Source organism: Xylella fastidiosa, from assembly GCF_011801475.1.
GTDB lineage: Bacteria > Pseudomonadota > Gammaproteobacteria > Xanthomonadales > Xanthomonadaceae > Xylella > Xylella fastidiosa.
The window spans coordinates 1,856,369-1,880,366 of sequence record NZ_CP044352.1 but is presented as its reverse complement, the minus strand read 5'-3'; the positions used below and the strand labels follow the sequence as shown (position 1 = coordinate 1,880,366).

The following is a 23,998-nucleotide window of genomic DNA, read 5'->3' as shown; positions in this document are numbered from 1 at the left end:
CAATAAACGAGGTGATGTATGGCTGATATTTTATCTGGACTCGATGTTAAATCGGCGGCGGCGGCTCTCATTGGTGCTGCTGCTTTAATTGCATTGGTAGGTTTTACTAAGTGGGGTGCGAAAAAAGTCGCTGGTTTCTTCGGTTAAATTATTGGAGCGACACTTTTTGTGTCGCTCTTCACCGGCTGGTGGGGGTGTGTGCTTTGATGATTACTTTATTCTCTTGTTTCTTGGGTGCTTTATGCGGATGGGCTGCTGTTAAGGGGCTGGATGCTTCATGAGTATTTTTCGCATACTCGTTTTTTTTGTGATTCTTTTTATTTCTCGTTTTAGTTTTGCTTGCGAGATTGGTGAGCCGCATTGGGACCCTGGTCAGTGTTTAGATAGGGGCGAGGCTTATGCTATCGCTAGTGCAAGTTATCAGATGTGGCGTTCTAATCAATTGAAGGATAGTAATATTCCTGGTTTGCAGGTGGTTGATTGTCCTATGACTGATGATGGTCATATTATTGGTTTTGGGGGGTATACCACTGCGCCCGGTTATCCCTCTTCTGATAGTTGTAGTAATAGTCTGGTCTATTTTCAGCGGGTTTATCCTGAGGGGAAAACTTGTCTTACGCGTTCTCCTAAATCACTTCTTGGTTTAACGCTTCCTTCTGGTGTGCGTGTTCCGTCTACGGCTTGTTATGATGGTTGTTCTTATGATTTGGATCGTTCTCATGGGATTATTGGTGTAGGACAAGATGACGGCAAGGTTAGGTATGTTTTGCCTGGTATGACCCCTAATGGGAATTTGTGTGTTCTTTCTCCGCCAGGTTCTTCTTCTGAGTCTAGTCAGGATACGCCTCCTGTTCAGGATGTCGTTAAAGATGAATGTACACATATGGGCACATTAACGCAGTGTGTGAGGCCGGACGGTAAATATTGTGCTACTTCATCGACTGGGCATCAGTATTGTTGGAAACCAGGTGAGGTGGGAACTCAGATTGCTTCTGATGGTAATCATGCAGCAACATTGAATAAAGTTGATGTTCCAGTTATTGCTCCTGTGGACGCGCCTAAGGATAAGGGTGATTGGCGTGTAGATGGTAAGGGCACATCTACTCAGATTATTAATAATACTTATAACAATTATAATACAACTACATTTGCTTCTACTGGTTCTTCTGGTGGCGGTTCTAGCGGTGGTTCTAGTAGTTCTGGTGGTCAGAGTAGTGGCGGCGGTAGTGATAAGTCGGGTGGCGGTGATAAATCAGGTGGTGATAAGGATACACCTGGTAGTGGTTCACCTTCAGGGACTGGTGTTCTTTATAAACGTAATGGTAAGACATTGGATACCGTCGTATCAGGATATCAGGCTAAGGTAAATGATCTTCCTTTTATTTCTGGTATTTCTTCCTTTTTAACCATTTCCGCATCTGGGGAATGTCCTATATTTACGTTGTCTGCTTCTGCGTATTGGCCAGAAATGACATTTGATTATCATTGCAGCGGTGTTTTTTTGAGTTTTTTGAGGTCCGCTGGTTATATTATTTTTGCGATTGCTTCTTATTTTGCTGTTCGTATTGCTACCTTGCGTTAGGTTGGAGGAATCATGTTTATATTAAGGGTTGCGTGGTTAACTGATCTTACGCAGTGGATTTGGGATTTAATCACTAAGATGTTTCTTGCTTTAGCTGATTTTGTCTCTGATGTTTTTGTTTTGTTTTGTGATTTTTGTTTTTCATTGATTTTATTTGTTGTGGGTGTATTGCCTTGGCCTGATTTTCTGAAGCAGCAAAGCTTGGGGGATATGTTAGGTAAGGCTGGTAGTACAGTCGTGTGGTTTGCTGACGTATTTCAGTTATCTAATTCTATGCGCGTGATTAGTGCGGCGATTGTTTTTTCTATATTTAGGCGTTTGTTGACTTTAGGTATTTGGTGATGTTGGTCTTTAATGAGGGTGTGCCTCGTTCTGGGAAAAGTTACGATGCAGTGAAGCATCATATTCTTCCTGCTCTTCGTGAGGGGCGTCGTGTTTATGCACGTTTGAATGGTTTGCGTGATGTCAGAGGCTCGTATTCGTGAACTTCTTTTTGTTGTCAATACGGATGATGTATTAAATACATTCGTTTGTTATCGTGATGAAGTTGACGGCGAATGGTGTATTGAAGATAGTTTTAAGGATGTGTTGATCGTTATTGATGAGGTGCATGAGTTTTATGTTGAATCTCGTGCACCGTTAGCGCCTCAGATAGAGAATTTCTGGGCGTTATTGGGTCAGAATGGCGGTGATGCAGTGCTGATGACGCAGTGGATTAAGCGGATGCATCCTGCGATTCGTGCACGTATTGAACGTAAGCATAGTTTTCAGAAATTGACGGTTGTTGGTCTCAAGAATCGTTATCGTGTGACGTATTACCATACTGTGGCGGCAGGTAAGTTTGAAAAGGTGGGGAGTCAGACGTTTAAATATGATGCGTCTATTTTTCCTCTTTATGATGGGTATGCCCCAGGGGCACGCAATACGGAGGTGTATTCTCAGGGTAAGAGAACAGTCTGGGCAGTGATGCTAATAAAGGCTATTTTTTTCTTGGCAGTTGGTGTTGTGGGGTTTCATTTTTATTCTCGTTTTTTTCGGAGTACTAGTCTTTCTGCTCATGATGTTTCTAGTTCTTCCTCTTCGGGTGTAGGACAAGTGTTTAAACCTGGTCAGGTTGTTTCTGGTCCTGTGCATCAAGACGTGTCTGCTCCTGTGGTACCTCCTGTTGATCCTTTGTCAGATTTGGGGCCTGAGCAACGTTATATTTTTGATCTTAATGCTAAGGGTCGGTTGCGTTTGGCTGTGCTTGCCCAGGTGGGGCATGAGTATCGTGCTTGGGTGCAATGGATTAATACGGAGAATTTGGTGATTGAGCAGCTTGATTTAGAACAGTTGCGTGCTTTGGGTTTTGATGTCTCTGTGCATTCTTATGGGGTTCGTATTTCTGTCCTTAGTCATGTTTTGGTAGCGACAGCATGGCCTTGGCGGGAGCCTGTTCGTGAGACGGACCCGCGTTTATATAATTTATCTCGTGATCAACAGGGCGCAGGGAGTATTGCGAGCGCAGCGAGTGATGCGAGCGGAGCCCCTGCCGTTCAGGGAAGTATGATAGAGAAGGGGAGCGTGCTATGGGGACGTTTCCGGAATCACCTGGCTATGAGCATCGTGATGATTTAGGGCGTGTTTCTTCGTTTTCGCGTTAGTTTTTTGGTCCCTATAAAAGATTTTCATTCATATTTTTATTCTTCTGTCAATAACGCAACTATCATGCCATTTATGATTCATTCATAATTCATTTATTTTATATTCATAATTGTATATGCAGGGGAGGGCAGCCTGATTTTTTATTGATGTAGTTCTCAGATTAGTGAAATAGTTTGATAAATAAGGTTGCTGCTGTCGCTCCTGCTGCAATCAGGCTACTAGCTACTACTACTGCATACCATTTTGATTCTGTTGTGAGTTTTAGGGTTTCTTTCATCATTTTTTGTGTGTGTGCGTTTACTTCGTGAATTTCAGCTTGGATCTTTGCTGTTTCTGAGATCAATTTTGCAATTTGTATTTTTTGCTCATCTATGATCTCTGCGTTGTGTTCTTTTTGGGTCATTTTCATCTTTTCTAGTGTTTTCTTTACATAGTGTAGATCACTAAGGGGGTGTAGGGGGCTAGCCCCCTACGGAGACGTTTTGTGCTTTTGTTGGCGTTGTATCAGCACTTGCCTTAATTGGATGATCGACGCGGTTTCACTGGCTGTGTGCCTTCTTTTACGCAAAACCGTTTTTTTTGAGGTGCGTTAGTGATGCGCTGCGGATCGGACGCGGCACAGCCGCCTTGTGGAGCTGCTGCTCGCGCTTCCTGGTGTGACTAGCTTTCCGTTGATGAATGCGAATCCTGTCCAGTTTCCTGTGAGGACTTGGTTGGGTATTTCATCCTTTATGTGGCTGTCTGTATGGCTTGTATGTTTTTTAAGCTGTTTAGTTTCTTTTGTATCCCTTTTATTAGTGCGTTTTTCTTTTTTTTCTTTTTTCTTTTTTCCCTTTTTCCCTCACTTCGCATAATGCATATTATGTCCGCTGGAGAAGATGGGTACGAGAACTAGCAATTAGTCTCAAAAAGAGACATACAGGGACACCACTAGCGCACGCACAATGACTAGCAATGAGATTCCAAATCAAAAACTAACAGGAAACTGGACAGGATTCGCATTCATCAACGGAAAGCTAGTCACACCAGAAAGAAAAGCCATTGAAGAATGGCAACTGAGATGGTTATCGCTGACCTGCTCACTAGCGCAAGAATGGCAAAAAATGATGGAAGAAGCGCGAGCGGCAGCGCCACAAGGCGGCTGTGCCGCATCCGATCCGCAGCGCATCACTAACGCATCTCAAAAAACGGTTTTGCGTAAAAGAAGGCACACAGCCAATGGAACCGCGTCGATCATCGTATTAAGGCAAGTGCTGATACAACGCCAACAAAAGCGTAAAGCGTCTCCGTAGGGGGCTAGCCCCCTACACCCCTCAGTGATCTACACTATGTAAAGAAAACACTAGGAAAAATGACAATGACCCAAAAAGAACACAACGCAGAGATCATAGATGAACAAAGAATACAAATTACAAAATTAATCTCAGAAACAGCAAAGATTCAAGCTGAAATTCACGAGGTAACCACACACACCCAAGAAATGAACGCACACATCAATGAAATGAATGCACGTACACAAGAAATGAATGCACGTACACAAAAACTAATAGAAGAAACACTAAAAGTATCTAAAGAATCAAAATGGTATCCAGTAGTAATAGCTAGCGGACTCATGGCAGCAGGAGCGACAGCAGCAACTTTATTTATCAAACTATTTCACTAATCTGAGAAATACATCAATAAAAAATCAGACTGCCCTACCCTGCACATACAATTATGAATATAAAATAAATTAATTATGAATGAATCATAAATGGCATGATAATTGCGTTATTGACAATCCATCAAAAGTATGAATTACTTTTCAGATTATGAACAATTCATAAACTATTGACAAGATGTAAGATATATGCATCTATTGACATCGACAATAAACTATGGTAGCAAAATCTCATGGAAGCGACCCCGCAGAAGAAAAAGACACACTACGCACCTCAGTATTGACAGGCATCACCGGACCAGATGAACCAGACTGCTGCACCGCAGCACGATCCTGAACACGTTCACGATACGGATTGTAAACAGGCCCAGAGCGTGCAATACGCCGACATTCAGCCTCCAAAAGATCATATAGCGTGCCCTGCTCCGTGTAACACGTACAAGATGCCCCCTTATAATGCCCCTGGGCATCCAAACCTTCACCGCCAGACATACAGATCAATTGAGGGTCCGCCGTCAAAGAACGACTGTCAAAAATAGGAGCCGTCCACGGCATCGTAGGAAAACGCGGCAAATGATCTCGCGCATAAGCAACAGCTGTTGCCCAGCGCGGAGCTTGCCCTCCTCCTACAGTCCCCCCAGATGACCGGCTGGCAGTCCCCACCGGCTTCGCAGGCTCCGCCTTTTGTGGGGACTGCTGGCCAAACAACGTGGTGCCAATAGCATCAGGACGCAAACTACGCCAGGCATTCCACACACAAACAAAAAACAAAACAGCACACAAAGGAATGAGAAGAAGCCGCAAGGGAATACGAGACTTGATCGTATGAATCTCAGCAGACTCATACAAACTATAGACATGCTTAGGAAGTGTACGCACCTGGTGGCGTGAAAACTCACGATTAGAGACAGAGTTCACATTCTCCACCATCTCATCCCACTCCCACACATCAAGAAAACGCGTACCAAAACGACGCTTAATAAAGGTATGACGACCAATTAAACCGTGAACAAAAGAATAGAGCTGCTTATGAGCTTGCTGTGTTGTCCATACAAAATCCAAACCGCGATGACGATGCTCGGCAAGCGCCCGCACATGATCTGGCGTAGTCTGACGCATACCGCTACCACCATACTTCATACCGAACCACTTCCATGCTTCATCCACAAAAACTAGAGAACCATCAGGAACAACATAATTGCCATAAGCATCCTTAGCATTCCACTGTGAAGGATCATCAAGCACAGTAGCAAGACCAGGCTGAAGACCATCAATACCCGCCGCAAATAACGGACGTGCACCAATCTTGGCTTCTGCCTCTAGCATCTCAACCATAATGGCTGTTTTCCCACCACCAGGAAGCGCAGTAATAACATGAATAGGCATAACATTACCCCGCTGGTGGAATAAACGGCTCATGCTTTGGAGAAGCTGGAGGAGCCACTCCATAACCTCGCTTAAACAGATACAACCGGCCATTGAGCATGGCAAACCTACTCACATACGCAGAAATAATCATCGTCAAAGCACGATCAAAGTTAAGAAGACCCAAAGCCCTTAAAGCTAGTTCGCCAAACCGCCCGCCAGCAGTCCCCACACTATCGACGTACGTATATAACTGCTCAACTAGGGGAGAAATTACAAAATGATAAGACCCCCAATTAATGCCCAACCAGACAAATGCAGTAGCCACAAAATAGCCCAGCTTGGACTTGCATAAATTAAACAGCCCTGTTAGCAGAGCCGCCAAAAAAGTAGGCATTACCGCTACTCCTTAGAAATACCGCTAATAATCCGAAAACTAGACAGCGCAGAGAATAAAAGAACCAGCCTGCCACCTACCTGAAAAAACTGGCACAAAGGCGAAAGATCAATCGTGAGCTCACTGCCGAACACATCCACAGTTAAAGGCTCAAAACACGAGCGGGAATACCCCCGCCCCTGGTCATCAAACTTTGAAGCGTCCTTGTCATCACCTCCTGCTGAAGACCCATCCGAAAAAGCTGAAGATGGCTTGCCCTCATCCCCCGTATCAACAACACCATCCTTCCCTGTTAACGCATCTTTTATCGCTGCCACATTGGGATCCCTATCACCACTACCGCCCGAGGCTACTCCTGTAGCACGCTCCACAGCGCACGCCGTACGCCACTGCAAAACTAACGAACTGTACTCCATCGCATCGCATTTCTTGCCAGTACATACCGGAACAGAGTCACACCCGCCACCGCTCACCTTTACATCAGGACGCAAATTGCACTCAATACGCCACTGAATACGCACTTGACCACACAGCACCGGATCACCAGAACACGACGGAGCAACATCACACCCACCAGACCACGAAAAAGAAGACCTCCCCTCATCCCCATCCTTACCGGATTGCTCATCATCTGGCTTACCATCGCCGTCTTTATCCCGCTTACACGCACCATCTGCACCGCGAGCCTGACCACTAGGACACGAGTCAGAAGTTTTCACGCAAGTCCCATCAGGAGCACGCATCTGGCCCAGAGGACACTCCTTACGATCAAATTCGCACTCATGCCTAACAGGGTCCTCCAACATCCCATCAGGACATTTATCAACACAGACACCGCCTACGTTTTTCTGATCCAAAGAACATTGAGGCTTTGCCGGAACACAATCCCCATATCCTTCCACAGCCGAAACGGCACCAGACCCGCCCGATTTATATACATAACCAGGATGTGAAAGACAGTCGTCCTTATAATTCAACGCATCACATACTGTTCCTGTATGAACCGCAATAATTCTATGCGTCGCAGCATCAGCATGCATCACAACTTCACAAGATGACGAATTTGCAGACGGCTTCCAACCAACAAAACAAGAACGCGTGCCATTATTAAAATTAGAATAATAATTATCAGAAAAGGTATAGACATCATTCTGCTTTTCAGAACAAGACGTATAATAACTATAATAATCGACAACAGCAGAAGGACTATCCAAGACAACTACATATTGCCTATCACCAGTCTTAACACGCCCAGTATTTGTATAGCCACTCATACAAAGCTGATACTGAAGATTACTTTGAGCAGCCCCATAGGCTTCTGCTTGATCTGAAAATATTCCAGATGCAGGAGTAGCAATAGGAGCAGAACACTTAGGCGCGGCGAACACACTAGAACAAAAAACAAGAAAAAAAAGAAAAATAACACGACGCATCGCGGCTAGTCCCAAAAAATAATCATGCCCGCAATACACAACGCGAACAAAAATATAAAACCAAACACGATACGCCCCCTTCTCCCTGGGAAGGGGCATTATTCAAAACACCCCTTCCCCGCCCACCTCAACACAAACAAAAAAAAATAAATACGCCTTAAAATGCCTTTCTAATCCATTTGTAAACATGAAGAAGCACAGTAACACTGAGAACGGCAATACCAATTTGCCCCACAGGGCCTATTGCTGCCTTAATTGCCTCGATAATTGCACCTACATCAATTCCAGACCCGCCCGCATCAGCCGCAAAAACAGCAGGCGAAAATAACAGAGAAACAAGACCACCCCAAATAACCGACGGCCTAGCTACAGATAACACACGTTTTAACATATTCAACCTCAAAATAGTCTACGTAACACACGAAACACATACGCCACAGCCCATAACAACAAGATAGCAGCACCGATGGATTGCGCATCGGCAATACTCAACTCAGGGAACATCGACGGCTGAGGCACCCACACGACGGCAGCACATTTGCCGCTCACTGCATCTATGTCCACATCACGACATGCAGGAACAAGCAACACTGCCACCGCCATGTTCAACTCTCCTAAGCGACCTTAGAAGAAACAAGAGAAACGGATTCCTTACTAGCAAACTCCTTTAATGCAGAAGATAAAGAAATCAACTTAATACGTCTTAATACCAAGTTCCCATAATCATCTGTCCCATAAGAATCAGGATGGATTAAATAATCACCGGTGAAATATAATGGATCAGTCCCCAACTTCAAGTTAAATACAGTTTCATACGCCCCTCCCATCACCACAGAGGCACGCTGTTCCCGAAAAACCTGCGGCCCCATCTTAGTATTCACAGAACGCTCAATAAGAACAGTATCTTTCACTCTCACAATAGACATAAATCACCTAATCATTAAATAAAATAAAATAAACCCTCACTAACTCACACACACACGCCCACAGAACAATCCACTAACGTTTCTCGCAAATACGCAGGTAAATCCCCTCCCCTACAAATACGCCGAAAACGAGAAGGCAAACCCTCACGCTCCACACGATCAACAATAAAATCAGAAAACCCACACCCCAACGCTTGACGCAACACCCCTAACGCAGGCCCAACCTGACGACGCAGCCAGCGAACCAACGCCTCACCTGTCGCCTCCACATGCTTCACCACCGTCCGAATACGACTCACAGGAGAAACAACAACAGAAGAAAATAACTGGCACAAATAATCATAAGAGCCACGCAAATAACGCATAGGTTCTTCTAATAAATCAAAAGGAATCACAGCATGCTTTGCATATAAACGCACCTCATAACGCACCCAGGGAGATTCAGCTACACCAAGCTGCTTGCCTTTCTCATAAATACACAATTGCTTATGCCCACGTTGCCCCACATACAACGTACACCCAGACCCGCCCCCATGATCATCTAGAAAACGCGTACGCGGAGGAGTCCCACCAGAAGAAAACAACAAACAACCACCGGCAGGAGCTAAATGCTCACGCGCAAGGGCCTCATGATGCCGAACCGTCCCTAATATACCGTCATAGTCATCATAAGCCACATCACAACGAGTAATCCGCGCATCCAAAGAAGCCAATGAACGTTTCACCTTTGACCAATCATGAATATAACGGCAAGCCGAACCCGTCAAACTAATACAATACGAATCCGCATTGCCATCCCAACCAATCTTGCCAACCAGATCCCCATTAGAATCTATAATAGAAGCACTTGAATTATAAAAATGCCAACGCACAGAGGTATGAGAACCCACGATGACATCATCAACGCTCAAACCAAATAACAAGTAAAGAAGAAAACGAGGCTCATCAAAATAACCCGCCTCTGCCAAACGGGCATAACTAAAAACAACCGTCAAATAATCGATAGAAACAGGATAAGACCCAACAACACCCTTTTGGCCCGTATTACTGTTCGGGCCAACCCCCTTTTCACCGGACGGAGCAGGAAACACATAAGACGGCTCTACACGATCGCGACGCGTCTCATATAAGCGAGCAGCCTTCTCAACATCAGCACGACGCTCACGCTCCGAAAAATTAACATAAACCGCAGAATCAGAAGAAGAAGAGCGACGAGACACTAAATACCTCCACATAAAAATTAAGAACGATTAAAGGCCAAAGAATCACGACGCCCCCATAATCCCCAACAGAGAAGATGACAGGTTCTAAAAACACAATTGCAGAGAGAAAAAGCAAAAGTGTAAAGACACAATGAAGCAACAGGTGAAGACAAAGAATGAGACACAGAATGCAAAAAATAATCCTGAAAACCAGAAGTTGGCTGAACAAGAACTAATAAAACCAAACAAACACACGCCAACATCAACAAAAAACACGAAAAGAGAAAATTAATAAAAAGCGTAGCAAACGGAAAATAAAAAAAAGACCGAATCAAAGCATATTTTGAATAGACACTCTGAATAAAATGCACCATCAAAAATTCACCAAAAAAACTATATTTGATTATGAATGCTTTGAATAACGTAATAAACAAAAAAAGCGAACGATATGGGAATTAATACCCATCCAAAGGCAGAAGACAAGCACCAAACAATTAGATAAATGAAAAAGCATGCAAAAACCCCAGCAATAATAGAAACAAGTATAGAAATAGCCACCCTAACCAAAAAGAGACATTCAAAACTCAGCTTCTCGCAATTCCATAAATCAATCATACTAATGATTGCCTCAATAAATAACACTCATCTAATTGATCTAATGCCGCAGCACGCACAGACATCCAAAAATCAAACTGCTGAGACAAACTATCTGGCCAAAGTTCCAACTGATGAACGTACATCTCAGCAATATTTAATGCCATACGTGCACCCCGCTCAGTGTCAGTAATCCGCATAAGAAAGAGAAGATAAACGGTGTTTCAATTCTTCAAGCTCAGAAACAATATCCATTGTATTGATATACATTAAATGAATCTTATCGAATATAAACTCATTTGAAACCTTAGAAGTAATACGATACATGCGCACTAAAACACCTTGAATAATCTCAACATTAGATTCAATAGTAGAAAAAGATGTATTCATAAGAGAAATATACTGCTGAGCAGAAAGAGGATTATTATCAAAACCTGATAGCCCAGACATATCACACATCCTTAGACACAAGAGATATATCTATAGATGGTATTTTATTAACAAGAAACTCCAAATCATCACGAGCATCTAGAAAACCAACAACAATATCAAGCCATTTGAACAACACTTCCTTATGAGTGTCAAATCCTGAAAAATCTAAAAGGTGAAAGTTATCTAAAGCTGAGTTCAAGTCATCCATTACTTCCTTAATACCAGCAAGTAAAGGACCGACTCTAGGGGACAGATCACAAGAATCAGCCTGATCAGTCACCGGAACACCAGAAGGCGCAGATATTTCGCTTTGATCACCCAAAGACTTAAAAGACATCCCTTCAGCTGGGTAATGCTCAACAATTTTCAACATTTCAACACTCCTACCGTGCCCTACCCTGTCTAGAACACCTCCCCATCCAGGGTAGGATGAATGGGAAGGTGATATCACCCTATAGGTGATATCAGATAACGTAAACTAGGAGGTGATGATTGTCAACAGGCAGGTGATATGAGTACACTAAATAAATTGCTTGACAAAGCAAAAGAATCATGCTCAAGAAAAAGCGACGCAGCCATAGCAGAAGCACTAAAAGTATCGGGACAAACAATAATGCAATGGCGAAAAGATGAGCGAAGAATTACAGATGAACACCTAATGGCAGCGATAAAACTAGCGAAAGAAGACCCATCAATAGCAGTACTAATACGCGAAGAAACGGCAAGAACAGAAGAGGAAAAAAAAGCATGGAAAACACTATACAAACGACTAACAGCCACTGCCGCGACACTATTAATAGGCGCAGGAATCACCTGCCCTAACCCATCTCAAGCACAGTCAATAAGTGAAAAATTCAGCAATGAAAATTCACATAATGCATATTATGTCCATCAGGTGGGCGCTTATAAAGCGCGATGTTTAGCTTCACCAAAGAACGGGGTGTGATGACTGCAATCGTTTAAGCGTACTACTTGTAGTTGGTCAATATTCTTTCCTTCCAAGAGGTTCAGCGTAGTCGGTGCTTGATGGAAGCGCCATAAATGAGCCAATGGCAATCCCAGCACTCGACATAGGATCACTCGGTTGACTGCATCATGCGCAACGACTAATAAGATATCGTCAATCCCTAATCCAACAGCGGCGGTTGTTAAACCACGCCAGCTGCGTTCTAGGACTTGGTGCAGTGATTCACCGTTAGGCATGATGACTGTCTCAGGTGCTTTACGCCAAGCGTGCAGCCGTGTGGGATCCATTGCATGAATCTCAGTATCTAAAAGGCCCTCCCAGTCACCGTGGGCAATTTCTTTCAGATCCGGCTCAATCAATAACTGTGCTATGCGGCTTTCACCCAAGGCCAGTTGTGCAGTGTATTGGGCCCGTAGTAAGGGGGACGCCACGGCACGAGCAATGACTACATCCCGTAGGCGCTCACCAAGGGCACGCGCCTGAGCCTCACCAACAGAAGAAAGAGGAATATCAATTTGGCCTTGATAGCGACCTTCAGCATTCCAAAGTGTCTCTCCATGCCGAGCAAGCAAAATACGCATGCTATAAAAAGTCTCTTAATGATGGGAAAGCCGCCATCACCGCAATGACGGCGGCTGAAAGAATATCTGCTGTATTTTGCAGCAGTTTAACGATACAAATTCAATTCCTTTAGTAGGCGTGGTGCTGGTGCAACTTCAGTCATGATCCACTGTACATAACGACTATCAACTGCAATTGTTCGAGTCATCACAGGATCAAATACCCAATTACTACTGACAGACTCCCAATTACCGTCAAATGCTAAACCCACCAATTTTCCGTGGGCATCTAAGACTGGCGATCCGGAGTTGCCGCCAGTAATGTCCAAGTCAGATAGAAAATTCACAGGGACAGTGCCAATACGCTGATCAGCTAAATTAGCGTAGCTCTTTGCCTTTATCGCATCAATCAGTGACTTCGGTGAATCGAACGGCTCGACACCTGTATTCTTTGCCATGACACCCTGCAGTGTCGTAAACGGTGTGTACTGGACGCCATCTTTGGGTGAATAGCCTTTCACGTGGCCGAAGGTAATACGTAATGATGAGTTGGCGTCTGGGTAAACAAATTTGCCATGACTCTTGTTGTAGTCAGCTAAGGCTTGCAAGTAGATCGGACGCGCTTTAAGTAGTTCTCCAGTACGGATTTTATTCTGACGTTCAATCTCCAGTAATGCTGGCATGATGGCCACCGCATAACGGATCGCTGGATCTTGACTGCTTTCGAAGGCTGCACGGTCGGCATTAAACCACTTCAGCCTTTCCTCAGAACTGCTTAATTTGGTGTCATCCAAGCGCTTGAGGGTTGCTGGGATGCCATCTCCCAACCAAACATCAATTGCAGCCACACGCTGTTTGACAGGAAGCTTGTTGTATTCGGTGAGCCAGTATTGCTGCATCTGGCGATCCATTTCCGGTAAGTAACGTCGCTCCATCTGCTTTAAGTTGCCTTCAATGGTTGGCAGATCGCGCTCCTGATATCCCGCTTCACGTTGGGCATCAGATTTTGTGCGCTCGATTGCCAAGCGATATAGGTTCACCGCTACACCAATGACACCACTTCCGTTGAACTGACCCAATACAAAATCACGATCCTGATTTGCTTTGTATTGTTCTGTCAGATCAACCAATGTTTGATGCGCAGCCAATGCTTCGTGTCCACGTATGCCCTGCTGTTTCAACCAAGCTAATACTGCTGTTTCTTCACTCTGTTTCTGACCTATAGCATTAATGCGTCGGAAGCCATCCAATTGACCATCAAAGTTTTTCGATGTGTTATTCAATCCAGCTAAAGTGCTCGCATATTTCACTTGAATTTCTGGATTCTGTTTGCCAGCCGCCTCGATCAAAGCAATGAGATTCTTGAAATGCTGGCCAATCACCGGATAAGTCCACTGAGCAGTATTCTCAAATTCGGCCACCAAAGCATAACGATTGGTACGTCCTGGGTAACCAGCGACCATCACGAAGTCACCATCACCTAATGGTTGATCGCTAAATTTCAGCCAGTGTTTGGGACGGTAGCGTATGTTCTCTTTAGAGAAGCTCGCTGGTTTACCGTCTTTACCGACGTAGGCACGGTAGAAAGAAAAGTCACCGGTATGACGCGGCCACATCCAGTTATCGACGTCGCCCCCGAACTTACCCACACTCCCCTGCGGTGCGTAAACCAAACGCACGTCTTTGATCTCCAGGTTCTTGAACACTCTGTAGGTATTTCCACCAGCGAAACTGAAGAATTGGCAGCGATAACCCTGCTCTTCCTCGCATTTGGCGATTTCTTGTTTGCTGAATGTCTCCAATGCCGTCGTACGCTTGAAGGGGTCATTACCGGCAGCAGCCAGAGCAGCTTTAGCTTGAGCGGTGACATCGGTAATCTGCTCAAGCACGTAAATACGCGCATTCGGACCGGCACTGACTTCATCAGCCTGAGTCAACGCATTGAACCCTTCTTTGATTAAGTTCTTTTTAGGCGTGGAGTTCAACTGAATCGCACCATAAGCGCAATGATGGTTAGTGATCACAAGTCCTTCTGGTGAAACCAGACTCGCGGTGCAATTGCCGAGAGAGACCACTGCCCCCATGGGGTCACCTGTCAAATTGGACAATTGTTCTGGTGACAGTTGTAGGCCAGCCTGCTTTAGAGGGCCAGCAATTTCCGGAAGCTGTTGTGGAACCCACATGCCCTCGCCCGCATGAGTGGAGTCGATAGCTATCAATGTAGCTAAAACGAAAAGCGACAACAGGTTAAAACGCATCAGTAATCACTCCATGGCACACAGTAGGTATTGCAATAGTGTAACTCTGAGCGGAAGTCCATTGACTGCGAAGATATGAAAAAGTGGGCTGTTGGCTGAAAAAGATTCAACTGATTCAAGGGATTCGAGTTTGCTGAAACTACCGAGAAAAGCTTACTGAAGATAACATCTTCAACTATGTCGCTTAGAAGTATTTACTTTCATTCGACGTTTAATTTAGCCACACCTCATCCAGTTTTGTTCACTGTTATGTTCTAATTTACTTTGAAGCGGGGGTACCGTAGCCAAGCTGCGGTTGAGACACACCCTTCGAACCTGATCCGGTTTACACCGGCGTAGGAAAGCTTCGTGGACCGCGCCGCATGGCCACCCTGGCAGGCGTAAGGTGCCGCGCCGCCGCTTCGTCCCGTCACTCTCTGGACGAACCATCGTGAACATCACCACTGCCCTCCCCCTTCCCACCCACTTGCTGTCGGAGAAGGTGACTGCACCTTTACTTGGCGCACGCAAAATTTACGTTACCGGATCACGCCAAGATATACGTGTGCCAATGCGCGAAATCGCACTCACACCCAGCTCAGCTCGATACGGCGGAAACGAGAATCTATCACTGGTGCTCTATGACACTTCGGGAATTTACACTGATCCGCAAGCTACGATTGACTTAGCGTGTGGTCTACCTCGATTACGCACTGCTTGGATTGATGAGCGTGCCGATACCGTAGAAGCTAAGTTGCATTTCAAAGTACCTGAGTCGGTATCTGTCACCGCACCGCCTTTTCCTACACCGCCACAGCCACTGCGTGCACGTGACAATGTCGCGGTAACGCAACTGGAATATGCACGACGTGGTCTCGTCACTCCAGAAATGGAGTTTGTCGCTATCCGTGAGCAACAACGCCGTGAACAAACTGTCGAAAATCTTCGCGGCCAGCGCCATGCGGGTGATGCCTGGGGGGCTTTGGTTGGCACACCCATCACTCCTGAATTCGTACGTGATGAAATCGCGCGTGGCCGGGCCATTCTTCCTAATAACATCAACCATCCTGAAAGCGAGCCAATGATTATTGGCCGCAACTTTTTGACAAAAATCAATGCCAATATTGGAACATCAGCCCTGTCTTCCAGTATTGCCGAAGAAGTGGAGAAGCTGGTTTGGGCGATCCGCTGGGGCGCAGACACAATCATGGACCTCTCTACTGGCCGTGACATCCATGCTACTAGAGAATGGATTCTGCGTAATTCACCTGTTCCTGTGGGGACGGTGCCAATTTATCAAGCGTTGGAGAAAGTCGATGGACATGTTGATGCTCTGAGTTGGGACGTGTTTCGTGACACTTTGATCGAACAGGCCGAACAAGGTGTGGACTATGTCACCGTGCATGCAGGAGTCCTTCGAGACTTTATCCCACTGACTGCTTCACGTTTAACAGGAATCGTCTCGCGTGGCGGTTCCATCATGGCTAGATGGTGTCAGGCACACCGCAGCGAAAACTTCCTATACACGCATTTCGAGGAACTCTGTGAAATCATGCGTGCCTACGACGTGGCATTCTCTCTGGGTGATGGATTGCGCCCAGGCTGCATCGCTGATGCGAATGATGCAGCTCAATTTGCTGAATTGGAGATTCTTGGCAAGTTGACCCACATCGCCTGGAATCACCAAGTACAGGTGATGGTAGAAGGTCCTGGACACGTCCCAATGCAGCTAATCAAGGCCAATATGGATAAGCAATTAGCCGCCTGTGGTGAGGCACCTTTCTACACGCTAGGTCCATTAACTACAGATATCGCCCCAGGTTACGACCACATTACTAGTGCAATTGGCGCGGCAATGATCGGCTGGTATGGGACAGCGATGCTATGTTACGTGACTCCCAAGGAGCACCTTGGCCTGCCTAATTTGCAAGATGTCCATGATGGCATCATCGCCTACAAAATTGCGGCACATGCGGCTGATCTTGCCAAAGGGCATCCAGCGGCACAGGCACGTGACGATGCACTCTCTAAAGCACGCTTTGAATTCCGCTGGCAAGATCAATTCCATCTCAGCTTGGATCCAGAAAAAGCACTGGCACTGCATGATGAGAGCCTCCCTAAAGAAGCGCATAAACGAGCAGCATTCTGTTCGATGTGCGGACCGCAATTTTGTTCAATGAAAATCTCTCAAGAGGTCCGTGACGCTTCCTCCAGCGAATTGTCAGATGCAAATACGGATATCAATACCAGCGACGGCATCTAGCATTCACTGTGTCTTTGGCATCGGAACGAATGATCTTTTCCGGTGTCAATCACTTTATGTTCTAGATTGACTCTCATTGATGTTCATTACACTAAAATTTCTACCCTTTCCTACCCTAATTTTTCTCGAAGAACGCACACCATGTCTCCCGCCTTCGGTACCGAAACGGTGATCCATGTCCATCACTGGACCGATGCCTACTTCAGTTTCATTACTACCCGTGACACTGGATTTCGCTTCGAAAACGGCCAATTTGTAATGATTGGTTTGGAAACAGAAACAAGACCGCTTTTACGCGCTTACTCCATTGCAAGTGCCAACTGGGAGGAGCAACTGGAATTTTTAAGCATTAAGGTAAAAAACGGCCTGCTGACCTCACGGCTACAACACATCAAACCTGGAGACAAAATTCTGGTTGGTAAAAAACCCACCGGCACACTATTGATTCACGATTTACATCCGGGACGCCATCTGTATTTACTGGGGACTGGTACTGGGCTTGCACCCTGGCTCTCAATCATCAAGGACCCAGAAACCTATGAGCGATTTGACAAAGTCATCCTGACTCATGGTGTGCGCTACAGTAAGGATCTTGCTTACCGTGACTACTTCGAAAAGGAACTACCGCAGCATGAATTGCTTGGCGAGACGATTAGCAAGAAGCTTCTCTATTACCCTGCGGTAACCCGTGAGGACTTCCCTAACCGTGGCCGCTTAACCCACCTGATTGAAAGTGGCGCGATGCAAAAGACGCTTGGTTTACCAATCATTGATCCGGCCAACGACCGTTTCATGCTATGTGGAAACCCGCAAATGCTGGCTGATCTACGCACCTTATTGAACGCACGTAGCTTCAATGCCTCAGTACGTATAGGTAGCCCCGGCGATTACGTATTTGAACGTGCTTTCGTTGATCAATGAGTATTCCCTCCCCCTTCCTCCCCTAAGGCACGAACGATATGCACCTCCAATTGCTCCGGTGACTTGATTGGCGAATAACGGGCAATGGGTTGCCCGTTGCGTCCGATCAGAAATTTAGTGAAGTTCCACTTAATCGCGGCCACACCGAACAAACCACGGCGGCGGTGCTTCAACCATTGCCAAAGTGGATGTGCATCTGCTCCATTGACTTTGATCTTCGCCGCCATTGGGAAATCCACCCCATAGGTCAGCGTGCAAAACTCAGCGATTTTGGCCTCATCCCCAGGTTCCTGCCCAGCGAATTGATCGCATGGAAAGCCAATAACAATCAAACCTGCATCGCGGTAACGTTGCCATAGCATCTCCAACCCAGCATATTGTGGAGTAAAGCCGCAACGCGATGCCACGTTGACCAATAACAGTACTTGTCCACGCCAATCTGCTAATGCTTGAGGCCGTCCGTCAAGACGTGTGAAAGTGAATGTGTAGATACTGCTCATAGGAAACCTATCTCACGATAGAAGTGACAGTTTGCTAGCAAAAGTATGGCTTACATGTGTGTGCATCCTGGTTGAGTTATTCTGAACTCTAACAACCGCCAAGCATGTTTAGTTCAGTGGATATATAAATAATCTCAGTACGTTGCAACAGCCTAAAACGACATCACCAATACAGATATCATGCCCTACTGATTGTTATTCATTTATGCGAGAAAGTCATAGAAAACGCAGGGTCAATATTGGAATTCATTCATCCATGTATTACTTATTTTCGTAAAAAATTTATCGTCAAGATGAGTTTGACATGAATCTCATCTTTGGTGATGCTCATGTTTTATTCATATAAATCAGTGACCATTCCTTTTCATCCTGAATATACGAGAGATCTTCAATGAGCGTCGACACTACCGTGAAAAACAGGGTGTATCCTGCGATACCACCAACACAGCTTCCAGAATTTGAAACTATTTTTGGCCATCCTAAGCCACTCTGGATGTTATTCATGGCCGAGTTCTGGGAAAGATTTGCGTTCTATGGCATCCGTTGGGCACTCACACTATACATTGTCACTCAATTCTTTGATGGAAATGCTATTGGCGAAGGGAATGCAAACAGTACATATGGTGCTTATTTAGCGTTGGTTTATGCCAGTGCGATCTTTGGCGGCTTTATAGCAGATCGAATTATTGGTTATCAACGTTCAATTATTATTGGTGCCGTTATCATGGCTTGTGGACTATTTCTGATCACAGTACCAAGTAGAACCATGTTTGAGATAGGCCTAGCGACTATCGTGATTGGTAATGGCCTTTTTAAACCCAATATTTCGTCGTTGGTTGGGCAATTATATGCTGAAGGTGATACACGTCGTGATCGTGGTTTTACCATTTTTTATATGGGCATCAATGCTGGTTCTCTTATCTCCCCACTAATAACGAGTTGGCTTGCAGGACAAGTATTCGGTACACCGATGCAACAAAACTACAAAGTGGTGTTCATCGCATCAGGAATAGGTATGTTTTTAAGCCTATTGTGGTTCTGGATAGGAAAGCGTCAATTAAAAGGGATCGGTTTATCACCAAAAGGTGGGGAAAGTATATTCCGGACGTTTTTAATCGTCTTTGGGGCACTATTGGCTATTCCACTAGCCTATCTATTATTAGCCAAATTAAACGCTACAACACTGGCATGGATTCTTGGCCTGCTTTTTGCTGTTTTGGCAACATTATTGATAGTAACCGCATTACGTAATGGGAAGATTCAAAGAGATCGTGTCATCGCAATGCTGATTATCTTTGTTTTTAATGTCATGTTCTGGATGTTTTTTGAACAAGCAGGAAGTTCTTTCAACTTTCTTGCAAAAAATATTGTGGATCGACAAATATTAAGCAATTGGGAGTTCCCTGTTGGATGGTTCCAGTCAGTGAATCCACTTGCCATTATTTTACTTGCTCCCATCATTGCGGTTATTTGGTCATTACTTGATAAATATAGAATAGAACCCTCGATTCCACGTAAGTTTAGTTTTGGTCTGATGTTTAATGGATTCGGATTCTTAATCCTAATGTATGCACTATCTAACCTTTTGAATGCATCTAACATGATTCCCTTCTGGTCACTCATCGCTGTCTACGTTATACAGACAGTAGGTGAATTATGCCTTTCTCCTATCGGTTTATCGATGGTGACCAAATTGGCACCGGTACGTTTGGTCGGTTTTGCAATGGGCGGGTGGTTCTTATCCACTGCAATAGGTAACAATCTTTCCGGTGTTTTCGCAAGTTTTGTGAGTGGTGAAGAAGGGATGACTGTCAGTTCAGCGTTGCGTGGCTATACCTTCGGTTTCTGGTCACTCATTGGTTCCGGAATACTGCTTTTTCTAATCTCTCCTCTGATTAATCGCTTGATGCATGGAGTTAAATAGTCGAATAAAACATGATTCGACGATCTTCGCTTTGATGAGCACTCGCACCTACAATTCTTCTGTAGGTGTGAGTACCGGCATCGTTACAAATCACAGGTAAAACGCGTAATGAAATGGTGTTGTGTTGTGGATACCTAAGATATTTTTTCACCAGGGGTATTTTATAGTAGGGACGGTAAGTCACTGACGATTTTTTGACCACGTCGCGATGCCAGACGATCCGCTTGCCGAGTGGGTTCTGGTAGACGATAGCCGGTAAGACAGCGCTGGGTCCATGTAAGCGCGCTATGAAGTGAAACTTTATGGCCTGGTGAAATAATCAGCGGTTTGCAGTGCATCTTGCTGCGCAATGCCCAGCCAACCTGGGTCCCATGTAATAGGATCGGAGTGTGCTCACCGAAGGCGGTACCTGGTTCGACAAAGTCGCCAACGAGGCGCTTTTTAGCTACGCCGATACAAGGTAGGTTGGTCACTAAGCCAAAATGCGCGGCGATCCCGAGCCGACGTGGATGCGCGATTCCATGTCCATCTACAAATACAAGTGCTGGAATTCGTGACAATTGGGTCAGAGCTTGCAGGAGTGCAGGCAACTCGCGAAAGCTGAGGAGTCCAGGCACATAGGGCATTGACGTTGGTACACGTACGACATGGGTTTCTAACAACCTTAAATCGCCTGCATTCATTAAAACAGCAGCAGCCCGTGTCGTGCGTCCTTCGTCCTCAAAGCCAACGTCAAAACCAGCCAGTAATGTTGGTTCAGACAATAGATTAGGCTCGTCCTTAAGCACAATGCGTTCGGCCATATCGCTTTGCAAGCGTCGCGCCTCGGTAATACTGCCATCCCAGGCTGCAAAGATAGAATCAATGGATGAAATCTTCATAAATACCATCATGCCTATATCAGATATTAAGAGCGTATACAGGCAATCTCGACCTGACGTTACAATCATGTTTTAGATACTTTCAATTCAGGAAAGCCGCATGACTCGTAAACTTGTATTGCTACGCCATGGACAGAGTCAATGGAACTCAATGAACCGTTTTACTGGCTGGGTGGATATAGGGCTGACCGAACAAGGTCATCAAGAAGCCACTATGGCTGGTCATCTGATGAAAAAAGAAGGACTAGAGTTTGATGTCGCTCATACTTCTTTACTTAAGCGGGCGATCCATACATTACAAGACGCACTTAAAGCATTGGACCAGGACTGGTTACCAATTTATAAAAGCTGGCGTCTCAATGAGCGTCACTACGGTGCTCTACAAGGCCTTGATAAAATAGATACCGCAGCTAAACATGGTGAAGAGCAAGTCAATATTTGGCGCCGCTCCTATGACATCCAGCCGCCACCGATTGATCTAGATGACCCAAGCCATCCAATGCGAGACCGCCGTTACGCCGCTTTGGACCGCAAAGTATTACCTGTGAGGGAATCGCTGAAAAATACACTCGAACGAGTATTACCGTACTGGAATGATGCCATCGCACCACAACTAAATGACAACAAGACGGTACTTATTAGCGCCCACGGCAACTCATTGCGTGCGTTGTACAAGTACCTTAATAAAGAAAGTGATGAGAAAATCCTAAATGTCAATATCCCTACTGGCATTCCACTTCTATTTGAACTGAGCGATACACTACAAGTAGTGAGTTACCGTTACCTTGGCGATCCAGATGCAGCACAACGCGCTGCCGAAATGGTAGCAAACCAAGGTAAGGCGAAGTAATACGCAGTTTTTCACGATCACAATAAATACAGGCGTACTACCGAAACGCTAGACTGCAATAAAAACTTTGACTAAGCAGTTGTGGTAGGTATCGGAGTATTTTGCAGTTTCCAAAAGGAGTAGTGAATCACCTCAGCGTCCCGGCTCGTCGTTCCATAACAACTTGTGTAATTGCAACTGGAAGCGTACTCCTAGACGGTCGGAAATAATCCAATCAGCGAGTAAAGTGGGTGCTATGTCTTGCTTGCTCGGAGAAAACCAGACCATACAACGTCGTTCTAATTCATGCTCAGCAACACAAGTACGTGCCCACTCATAGTCGACACGGCTGCATAGCACAAACTTGATTTGGTCGTTGGGGGTTAGTAACGTCAGATTGGGCCAGTGATTGCGATGTGCCTCTCCAGATCCAGGAGTTTTAATGTCGACTACACGCGATACCCGTGAATCAACTGCAGCAATATCGAGCGCACCTGAGGTTTCTAATGAAACCTCAAAGCCGGCATCACATAATTTTTCAAGTAATAGCAAACAACGTTTTTGAGCAAGTGGTTCACCCCCAGTGACACAAACGTGACGCACACCATAACTGCGCACCTCATTAACAATAGTGTCGATACTGCGCCACTCACCGCCGTGAAAGGCATAAGAAGTATCGCAGTATTGACAGCGCAGTGGACAACCCGTCAGGCGTACAAATACTGTTGGCCAACCAACGCTATTAGCTTCGCCTTGGAGGGATAAAAATATTTCGGAGATCTTTAACTGTGACCTGGTGGCATTCATTAATTGATTATTATGCCGCTCTGGTCATTCAAAGCGATGAAAAAAAGATACGATTATTCAGCGCATTGCCTGACTTAACTTCATTGATTGTAAGCGCTCTTGTGCTAGACGCGCCGCATCGGTACCTGGATATTGGGATAAAACCTGCTCTAAAGAATGCTGTGCAGCATCATTTTTCCCCTGATTAGCTTGGCATAAGGCCTCTTTAAGTAAGCTTCCTGATGCTTTATCGTGGGTTGGATAACGGCTAAGTAAAGTGCGAAACTGAGCTTCAGCAGAGACGAAATCATGCATGGCATAGTAACTCTCCCCAAGCCAGTAAAGAGCATTAGGGGTGTAAACTCCATTCGGGTAGAGCTGTAAGAAACTCATAAACAACTCGGCGGCATCAGCGTATTTACTGTTCTTTAAAGCGTCAAACGCAACATTGTAAGCAATGCGCTCTTCGTTACTGATGGTTAATGCACTCGCATCGCCATGTACGTTAGGCGATTGCTCGCTCATTGCTATAAGTTGATTAGAGTGAGATGGGGAAACTTGAGAAACCGGGTTAGCTGGAACCCTAGATGGCTCTCTGACTGAACCACTTTCAATAGGCTTCAAGCGACTGTCTAAATCCAGATACTGATCCTTGGATTGTTGCTTCAGCTGCTCATAGCCATGCTGCATCTCTTCAATGGAACCTTGCATCTGACGAATCTGCGAGCGCAAATCATTGATTTGGTTAATTAGATCGATATTAACTTGCGGGTCAGAAGCGCGCTGCTCTAGTGCCATGACACGGTCGGCCAAGCTGGACATCTGAGCAGAAGAGGGCGCGACGGTCCCGAGGGCCATCGCGACGACACAAAATGTAGATCCCCCCAAACGCATG

General features: G+C 45.3%; 27 protein-coding genes, 1 pseudogene and 1 riboswitch. Of the genes and pseudogenes, 11 read left to right on the top strand and 17 right to left on the bottom strand.

All coding sequences use genetic code 11. The features are described 5' to 3' along the window. The first annotated feature begins 18 nt into the window (after window positions 1–18). From F7G16_RS08420 to F7G16_RS08405, 4 genes and pseudogenes are all read left to right on the top strand, one after another. Window positions 19–147, top strand: a complete 129-nt coding sequence (locus tag F7G16_RS08420) for a hypothetical protein (RefSeq protein WP_011097859.1) — start codon at window positions 19–21, stop codon at window positions 145–147. Between the two features lie 130 nt (window positions 148–277). Further along, window positions 278–1,582 (top strand): hypothetical protein, encoded by a 1,305-nt coding sequence (locus F7G16_RS08415; protein WP_011097858.1) that lies wholly within the window; start codon window positions 278–280, stop codon window positions 1,580–1,582. A 12-nt stretch (window positions 1,583–1,594) separates the two neighbouring features. Next, window positions 1,595–1,924: a hypothetical protein gene (locus tag F7G16_RS08410; RefSeq protein WP_011097857.1), complete on the top strand. Its 330-nt coding sequence runs from the start codon at window positions 1,595–1,597 to the stop codon at window positions 1,922–1,924. Continuing rightward, a pseudogene (locus tag F7G16_RS08405) lies at window positions 1,924–3,225 on the top strand (zonular occludens toxin domain-containing protein). The gene F7G16_RS08410 and the pseudogene F7G16_RS08405 overlap by 1 nt, the downstream one beginning before the upstream one ends. Window positions 3,226–3,386: 161 nt before the next feature. On the opposite strand, the gene F7G16_RS08400 reads toward F7G16_RS08405, so the two are convergent. Beyond that, window positions 3,387–3,635 (bottom strand): hypothetical protein, encoded by a 249-nt coding sequence (locus tag F7G16_RS08400; protein WP_004091326.1) that lies wholly within the window; start codon window positions 3,633–3,635, stop codon window positions 3,387–3,389. A 535-nt stretch (window positions 3,636–4,170) separates the two neighbouring features. On the opposite strand from F7G16_RS08400, the gene F7G16_RS08390 reads away from it, so the two are divergent. Beyond that, complete coding sequence (locus F7G16_RS08390) at window positions 4,171–4,518, top strand: hypothetical protein (protein WP_011097848.1); 348 nt, start codon at window positions 4,171–4,173, stop codon at window positions 4,516–4,518. A gap of 59 nt (window positions 4,519–4,577) precedes the next feature. Then, on the top strand, window positions 4,578–4,889 hold the full coding sequence (locus tag F7G16_RS08385) for a hypothetical protein (protein ID WP_011097847.1): 312 nt from the start codon (window positions 4,578–4,580) through the stop codon (window positions 4,887–4,889). A 228-nt stretch (window positions 4,890–5,117) separates the two neighbouring features. On the opposite strand, the gene F7G16_RS08380 is transcribed toward F7G16_RS08385, so the two are convergent. The 10 genes from F7G16_RS08380 to F7G16_RS08335 all read right to left on the bottom strand — a co-directional run bounded on the left by F7G16_RS08380 (window position 5,118) and on the right by F7G16_RS08335 (window position 11,608). Continuing rightward, a complete protein-coding gene (locus F7G16_RS08380; protein ID WP_038232934.1) occupies window positions 5,118–6,272 on the bottom strand; it encodes a zonular occludens toxin domain-containing protein in 1,155 nt (384 codons plus the stop codon). Window positions 6,273–6,276: 4 nt separating this feature from the next. After that, window positions 6,277–6,648: a DUF2523 family protein gene (locus F7G16_RS08375; protein WP_011097845.1), complete on the bottom strand. Its 372-nt coding sequence runs from the start codon at window positions 6,646–6,648 to the stop codon at window positions 6,277–6,279. A 5-nt stretch (window positions 6,649–6,653) separates the two neighbouring features. Beyond that, the gene (locus tag F7G16_RS08370; protein ID WP_011097844.1) at window positions 6,654–8,081 is read right to left on the bottom strand and encodes a virulence factor TspB C-terminal domain-related protein; all 1,428 of its coding nucleotides are present in this window, start codon (window positions 8,079–8,081) and stop codon (window positions 6,654–6,656) included. 157 nt (window positions 8,082–8,238) lie between these two features. Then, on the bottom strand, window positions 8,239–8,472 hold the full coding sequence (locus tag F7G16_RS08365; protein WP_012382572.1) for a major capsid protein: 234 nt from the start codon (window positions 8,470–8,472) through the stop codon (window positions 8,239–8,241). 8 nt (window positions 8,473–8,480) lie between these two features. After that, window positions 8,481–8,684, bottom strand: a complete 204-nt coding sequence (locus tag F7G16_RS08360; RefSeq protein ID WP_038232929.1) for a major capsid protein — start codon at window positions 8,682–8,684, stop codon at window positions 8,481–8,483. An 11-nt stretch (window positions 8,685–8,695) separates the two neighbouring features. Further along, window positions 8,696–9,007, bottom strand: a complete 312-nt coding sequence (locus F7G16_RS08355) for a single-stranded DNA-binding protein (protein WP_011097842.1) — start codon at window positions 9,005–9,007, stop codon at window positions 8,696–8,698. A gap of 44 nt (window positions 9,008–9,051) precedes the next feature. Further along, window positions 9,052–10,227 (bottom strand): replication initiation factor domain-containing protein, encoded by a 1,176-nt coding sequence (locus F7G16_RS08350; protein WP_041581123.1) that lies wholly within the window; start codon window positions 10,225–10,227, stop codon window positions 9,052–9,054. Between the two features lie 593 nt (window positions 10,228–10,820). After that, window positions 10,821–11,003 (bottom strand): hypothetical protein, encoded by a 183-nt coding sequence (locus tag F7G16_RS08345; RefSeq protein WP_038232921.1) that lies wholly within the window; start codon window positions 11,001–11,003, stop codon window positions 10,821–10,823. Beyond that, on the bottom strand, window positions 10,990–11,253 hold the full coding sequence (locus F7G16_RS08340; RefSeq protein WP_038232919.1) for a hypothetical protein: 264 nt from the start codon (window positions 11,251–11,253) through the stop codon (window positions 10,990–10,992). The genes F7G16_RS08345 and F7G16_RS08340 overlap by 14 nt, the downstream gene beginning before the upstream one ends. Window position 11,254: 1 nt before the next feature. Then, on the bottom strand, window positions 11,255–11,608 hold the full coding sequence (locus tag F7G16_RS08335; protein WP_038232916.1) for a hypothetical protein: 354 nt from the start codon (window positions 11,606–11,608) through the stop codon (window positions 11,255–11,257). Between the two features lie 138 nt (window positions 11,609–11,746). On the opposite strand from F7G16_RS08335, the gene F7G16_RS08330 reads away from it, so the two are divergent. Then, window positions 11,747–12,181, top strand: coding sequence for a DUF3693 domain-containing protein (locus F7G16_RS08330; protein ID WP_011097837.1), 435 nt, complete (start codon window positions 11,747–11,749; stop codon window positions 12,179–12,181). Here F7G16_RS08330 and F7G16_RS08325 read toward each other — a convergent pair. Beyond that, window positions 12,139–12,783 (bottom strand): histidine phosphatase family protein, encoded by a 645-nt coding sequence (locus tag F7G16_RS08325; RefSeq protein WP_004572916.1) that lies wholly within the window; start codon window positions 12,781–12,783, stop codon window positions 12,139–12,141. The two genes, F7G16_RS08330 and F7G16_RS08325, sit on opposite strands and share 43 nt — an antisense overlap. 86 nt (window positions 12,784–12,869) lie before the next feature. After that, window positions 12,870–14,945, bottom strand: a complete 2,076-nt coding sequence (locus tag F7G16_RS08320; RefSeq protein WP_172632655.1) for a S46 family peptidase — start codon at window positions 14,943–14,945, stop codon at window positions 12,870–12,872. 336 nt (window positions 14,946–15,281) lie between these two features. Beyond that, a riboswitch (TPP riboswitch) is annotated at window positions 15,282–15,380 on the top strand. A 70-nt stretch (window positions 15,381–15,450) separates the two neighbouring features. Here F7G16_RS08320 and thiC point away from each other — a divergent pair. Continuing rightward, entirely contained in the window at window positions 15,451–17,262 is a 1,812-nt protein-coding gene (gene thiC, locus F7G16_RS08315; RefSeq protein ID WP_011097836.1) for a phosphomethylpyrimidine synthase ThiC, read from the top strand. A 141-nt stretch (window positions 17,263–17,403) separates the two neighbouring features. After that, the gene (locus F7G16_RS08310) at window positions 17,404–18,183 is read left to right on the top strand and encodes a ferredoxin--NADP reductase (RefSeq protein ID WP_004572912.1); all 780 of its coding nucleotides are present in this window, start codon (window positions 17,404–17,406) and stop codon (window positions 18,181–18,183) included. On the opposite strand, the gene F7G16_RS08305 is transcribed toward F7G16_RS08310, so the two are convergent. Then, entirely contained in the window at window positions 18,177–18,683 is a 507-nt protein-coding gene (locus F7G16_RS08305; RefSeq protein ID WP_004572911.1) for a glutathione peroxidase, read from the bottom strand. The two genes, F7G16_RS08310 and F7G16_RS08305, sit on opposite strands and share 7 nt — an antisense overlap. 391 nt (window positions 18,684–19,074) lie before the next feature. On the opposite strand from F7G16_RS08305, the gene F7G16_RS08300 reads away from it, so the two are divergent. Further along, window positions 19,075–20,607 (top strand): peptide MFS transporter, encoded by a 1,533-nt coding sequence (locus tag F7G16_RS08300; protein WP_004572910.1) that lies wholly within the window; start codon window positions 19,075–19,077, stop codon window positions 20,605–20,607. 161 nt (window positions 20,608–20,768) lie between these two features. On the opposite strand, the gene nfi is transcribed toward F7G16_RS08300, so the two are convergent. After that, a complete protein-coding gene (gene nfi / locus F7G16_RS08295) occupies window positions 20,769–21,488 on the bottom strand; it encodes a deoxyribonuclease V (protein WP_011097835.1) in 720 nt (239 codons plus the stop codon). A 100-nt stretch (window positions 21,489–21,588) separates the two neighbouring features. Between nfi and gpmA the strand changes: the two genes are divergently transcribed. Further along, the gene (gene gpmA, locus F7G16_RS08290; protein WP_004572908.1) at window positions 21,589–22,338 is read left to right on the top strand and encodes a 2,3-diphosphoglycerate-dependent phosphoglycerate mutase; all 750 of its coding nucleotides are present in this window, start codon (window positions 21,589–21,591) and stop codon (window positions 22,336–22,338) included. A gap of 132 nt (window positions 22,339–22,470) precedes the next feature. Here gpmA and queE read toward each other — a convergent pair whose 3' ends face one another. Together queE and ybgF are read right to left on the bottom strand one after the other, a co-directional pair. Beyond that, window positions 22,471–23,124: a 7-carboxy-7-deazaguanine synthase QueE gene (gene queE, locus F7G16_RS08285; protein ID WP_004572907.1), complete on the bottom strand. Its 654-nt coding sequence runs from the start codon at window positions 23,122–23,124 to the stop codon at window positions 22,471–22,473. A gap of 57 nt (window positions 23,125–23,181) precedes the next feature. Then, on the bottom strand, window positions 23,182–23,997 hold the full coding sequence (gene ybgF, locus F7G16_RS08280) for a tol-pal system protein YbgF (RefSeq protein ID WP_004572906.1): 816 nt from the start codon (window positions 23,995–23,997) through the stop codon (window positions 23,182–23,184). Window position 23,998 lies beyond the last annotated feature (1 nt).

Excerpts from the sequence above, each read along its gene's own strand:
- F7G16_RS08420 (WP_011097859.1), top strand. The coding sequence starts at position 19 with ATGGCTGATATTTTATCTGGACTCGATGTTAAATCGGCGGCGGCGGCT.
- F7G16_RS08415 (WP_011097858.1), top strand. The coding sequence starts at position 278 with ATGAGTATTTTTCGCATACTCGTTTTTTTTGTGATTCTTTTTATTTCT.
- F7G16_RS08410 (WP_011097857.1), top strand. The coding sequence starts at position 1,595 with ATGTTTATATTAAGGGTTGCGTGGTTAACTGATCTTACGCAGTGGATT.
- F7G16_RS08400 (WP_004091326.1), bottom strand. The coding sequence starts at position 3,635 with ATGAAAATGACCCAAAAAGAACACAACGCAGAGATCATAGATGAGCAA.
- F7G16_RS08390 (WP_011097848.1), top strand. The coding sequence starts at position 4,171 with ATGACTAGCAATGAGATTCCAAATCAAAAACTAACAGGAAACTGGACA.
- F7G16_RS08385 (WP_011097847.1), top strand. The coding sequence starts at position 4,578 with ATGACAATGACCCAAAAAGAACACAACGCAGAGATCATAGATGAACAA.
- F7G16_RS08380 (WP_038232934.1), bottom strand. The coding sequence starts at position 6,272 with ATGCCTATTCATGTTATTACTGCGCTTCCTGGTGGTGGGAAAACAGCC.
- F7G16_RS08375 (WP_011097845.1), bottom strand. The coding sequence starts at position 6,648 with ATGCCTACTTTTTTGGCGGCTCTGCTAACAGGGCTGTTTAATTTATGC.
- F7G16_RS08370 (WP_011097844.1), bottom strand. The coding sequence starts at position 8,081 with ATGCGTCGTGTTATTTTTCTTTTTTTTCTTGTTTTTTGTTCTAGTGTG.
- F7G16_RS08365 (WP_012382572.1), bottom strand. The coding sequence starts at position 8,472 with ATGTTAAAACGTGTGTTATCTGTAGCTAGGCCGTCGGTTATTTGGGGT.
- F7G16_RS08360 (WP_038232929.1), bottom strand. The coding sequence starts at position 8,684 with ATGGCGGTGGCAGTGTTGCTTGTTCCTGCATGTCGTGATGTGGACATA.
- F7G16_RS08355 (WP_011097842.1), bottom strand. The coding sequence starts at position 9,007 with ATGTCTATTGTGAGAGTGAAAGATACTGTTCTTATTGAGCGTTCTGTG.
- F7G16_RS08345 (WP_038232921.1), bottom strand. The coding sequence starts at position 11,003 with ATGCGGATTACTGACACTGAGCGGGGTGCACGTATGGCATTAAATATT.
- F7G16_RS08340 (WP_038232919.1), bottom strand. The coding sequence starts at position 11,253 with ATGTCTGGGCTATCAGGTTTTGATAATAATCCTCTTTCTGCTCAGCAG.
- F7G16_RS08335 (WP_038232916.1), bottom strand. The coding sequence starts at position 11,608 with ATGTTGAAAATTGTTGAGCATTACCCAGCTGAAGGGATGTCTTTTAAG.
- F7G16_RS08330 (WP_011097837.1), top strand. The coding sequence starts at position 11,747 with ATGAGTACACTAAATAAATTGCTTGACAAAGCAAAAGAATCATGCTCA.
- F7G16_RS08325 (WP_004572916.1), bottom strand. The coding sequence starts at position 12,783 with ATGCGTATTTTGCTTGCTCGGCATGGAGAGACACTTTGGAATGCTGAA.
- F7G16_RS08320 (WP_172632655.1), bottom strand. The coding sequence starts at position 14,945 with ATGTGGGTTCCACAACAGCTTCCGGAAATTGCTGGCCCTCTAAAGCAG.
- F7G16_RS08310 (WP_004572912.1), top strand. The coding sequence starts at position 17,404 with ATGTCTCCCGCCTTCGGTACCGAAACGGTGATCCATGTCCATCACTGG.
- F7G16_RS08305 (WP_004572911.1), bottom strand. The coding sequence starts at position 18,683 with ATGAGCAGTATCTACACATTCACTTTCACACGTCTTGACGGACGGCCT.
- F7G16_RS08300 (WP_004572910.1), top strand. The coding sequence starts at position 19,075 with ATGAGCGTCGACACTACCGTGAAAAACAGGGTGTATCCTGCGATACCA.
- nfi (WP_011097835.1), bottom strand. The coding sequence starts at position 21,488 with ATGAAGATTTCATCCATTGATTCTATCTTTGCAGCCTGGGATGGCAGT.
- gpmA (WP_004572908.1), top strand. The coding sequence starts at position 21,589 with ATGACTCGTAAACTTGTATTGCTACGCCATGGACAGAGTCAATGGAAC.
- queE (WP_004572907.1), bottom strand. The coding sequence starts at position 23,124 with ATGAATGCCACCAGGTCACAGTTAAAGATCTCCGAAATATTTTTATCC.
- ybgF (WP_004572906.1), bottom strand. The coding sequence starts at position 23,997 with ATGCGTTTGGGGGGATCTACATTTTGTGTCGTCGCGATGGCCCTCGGG.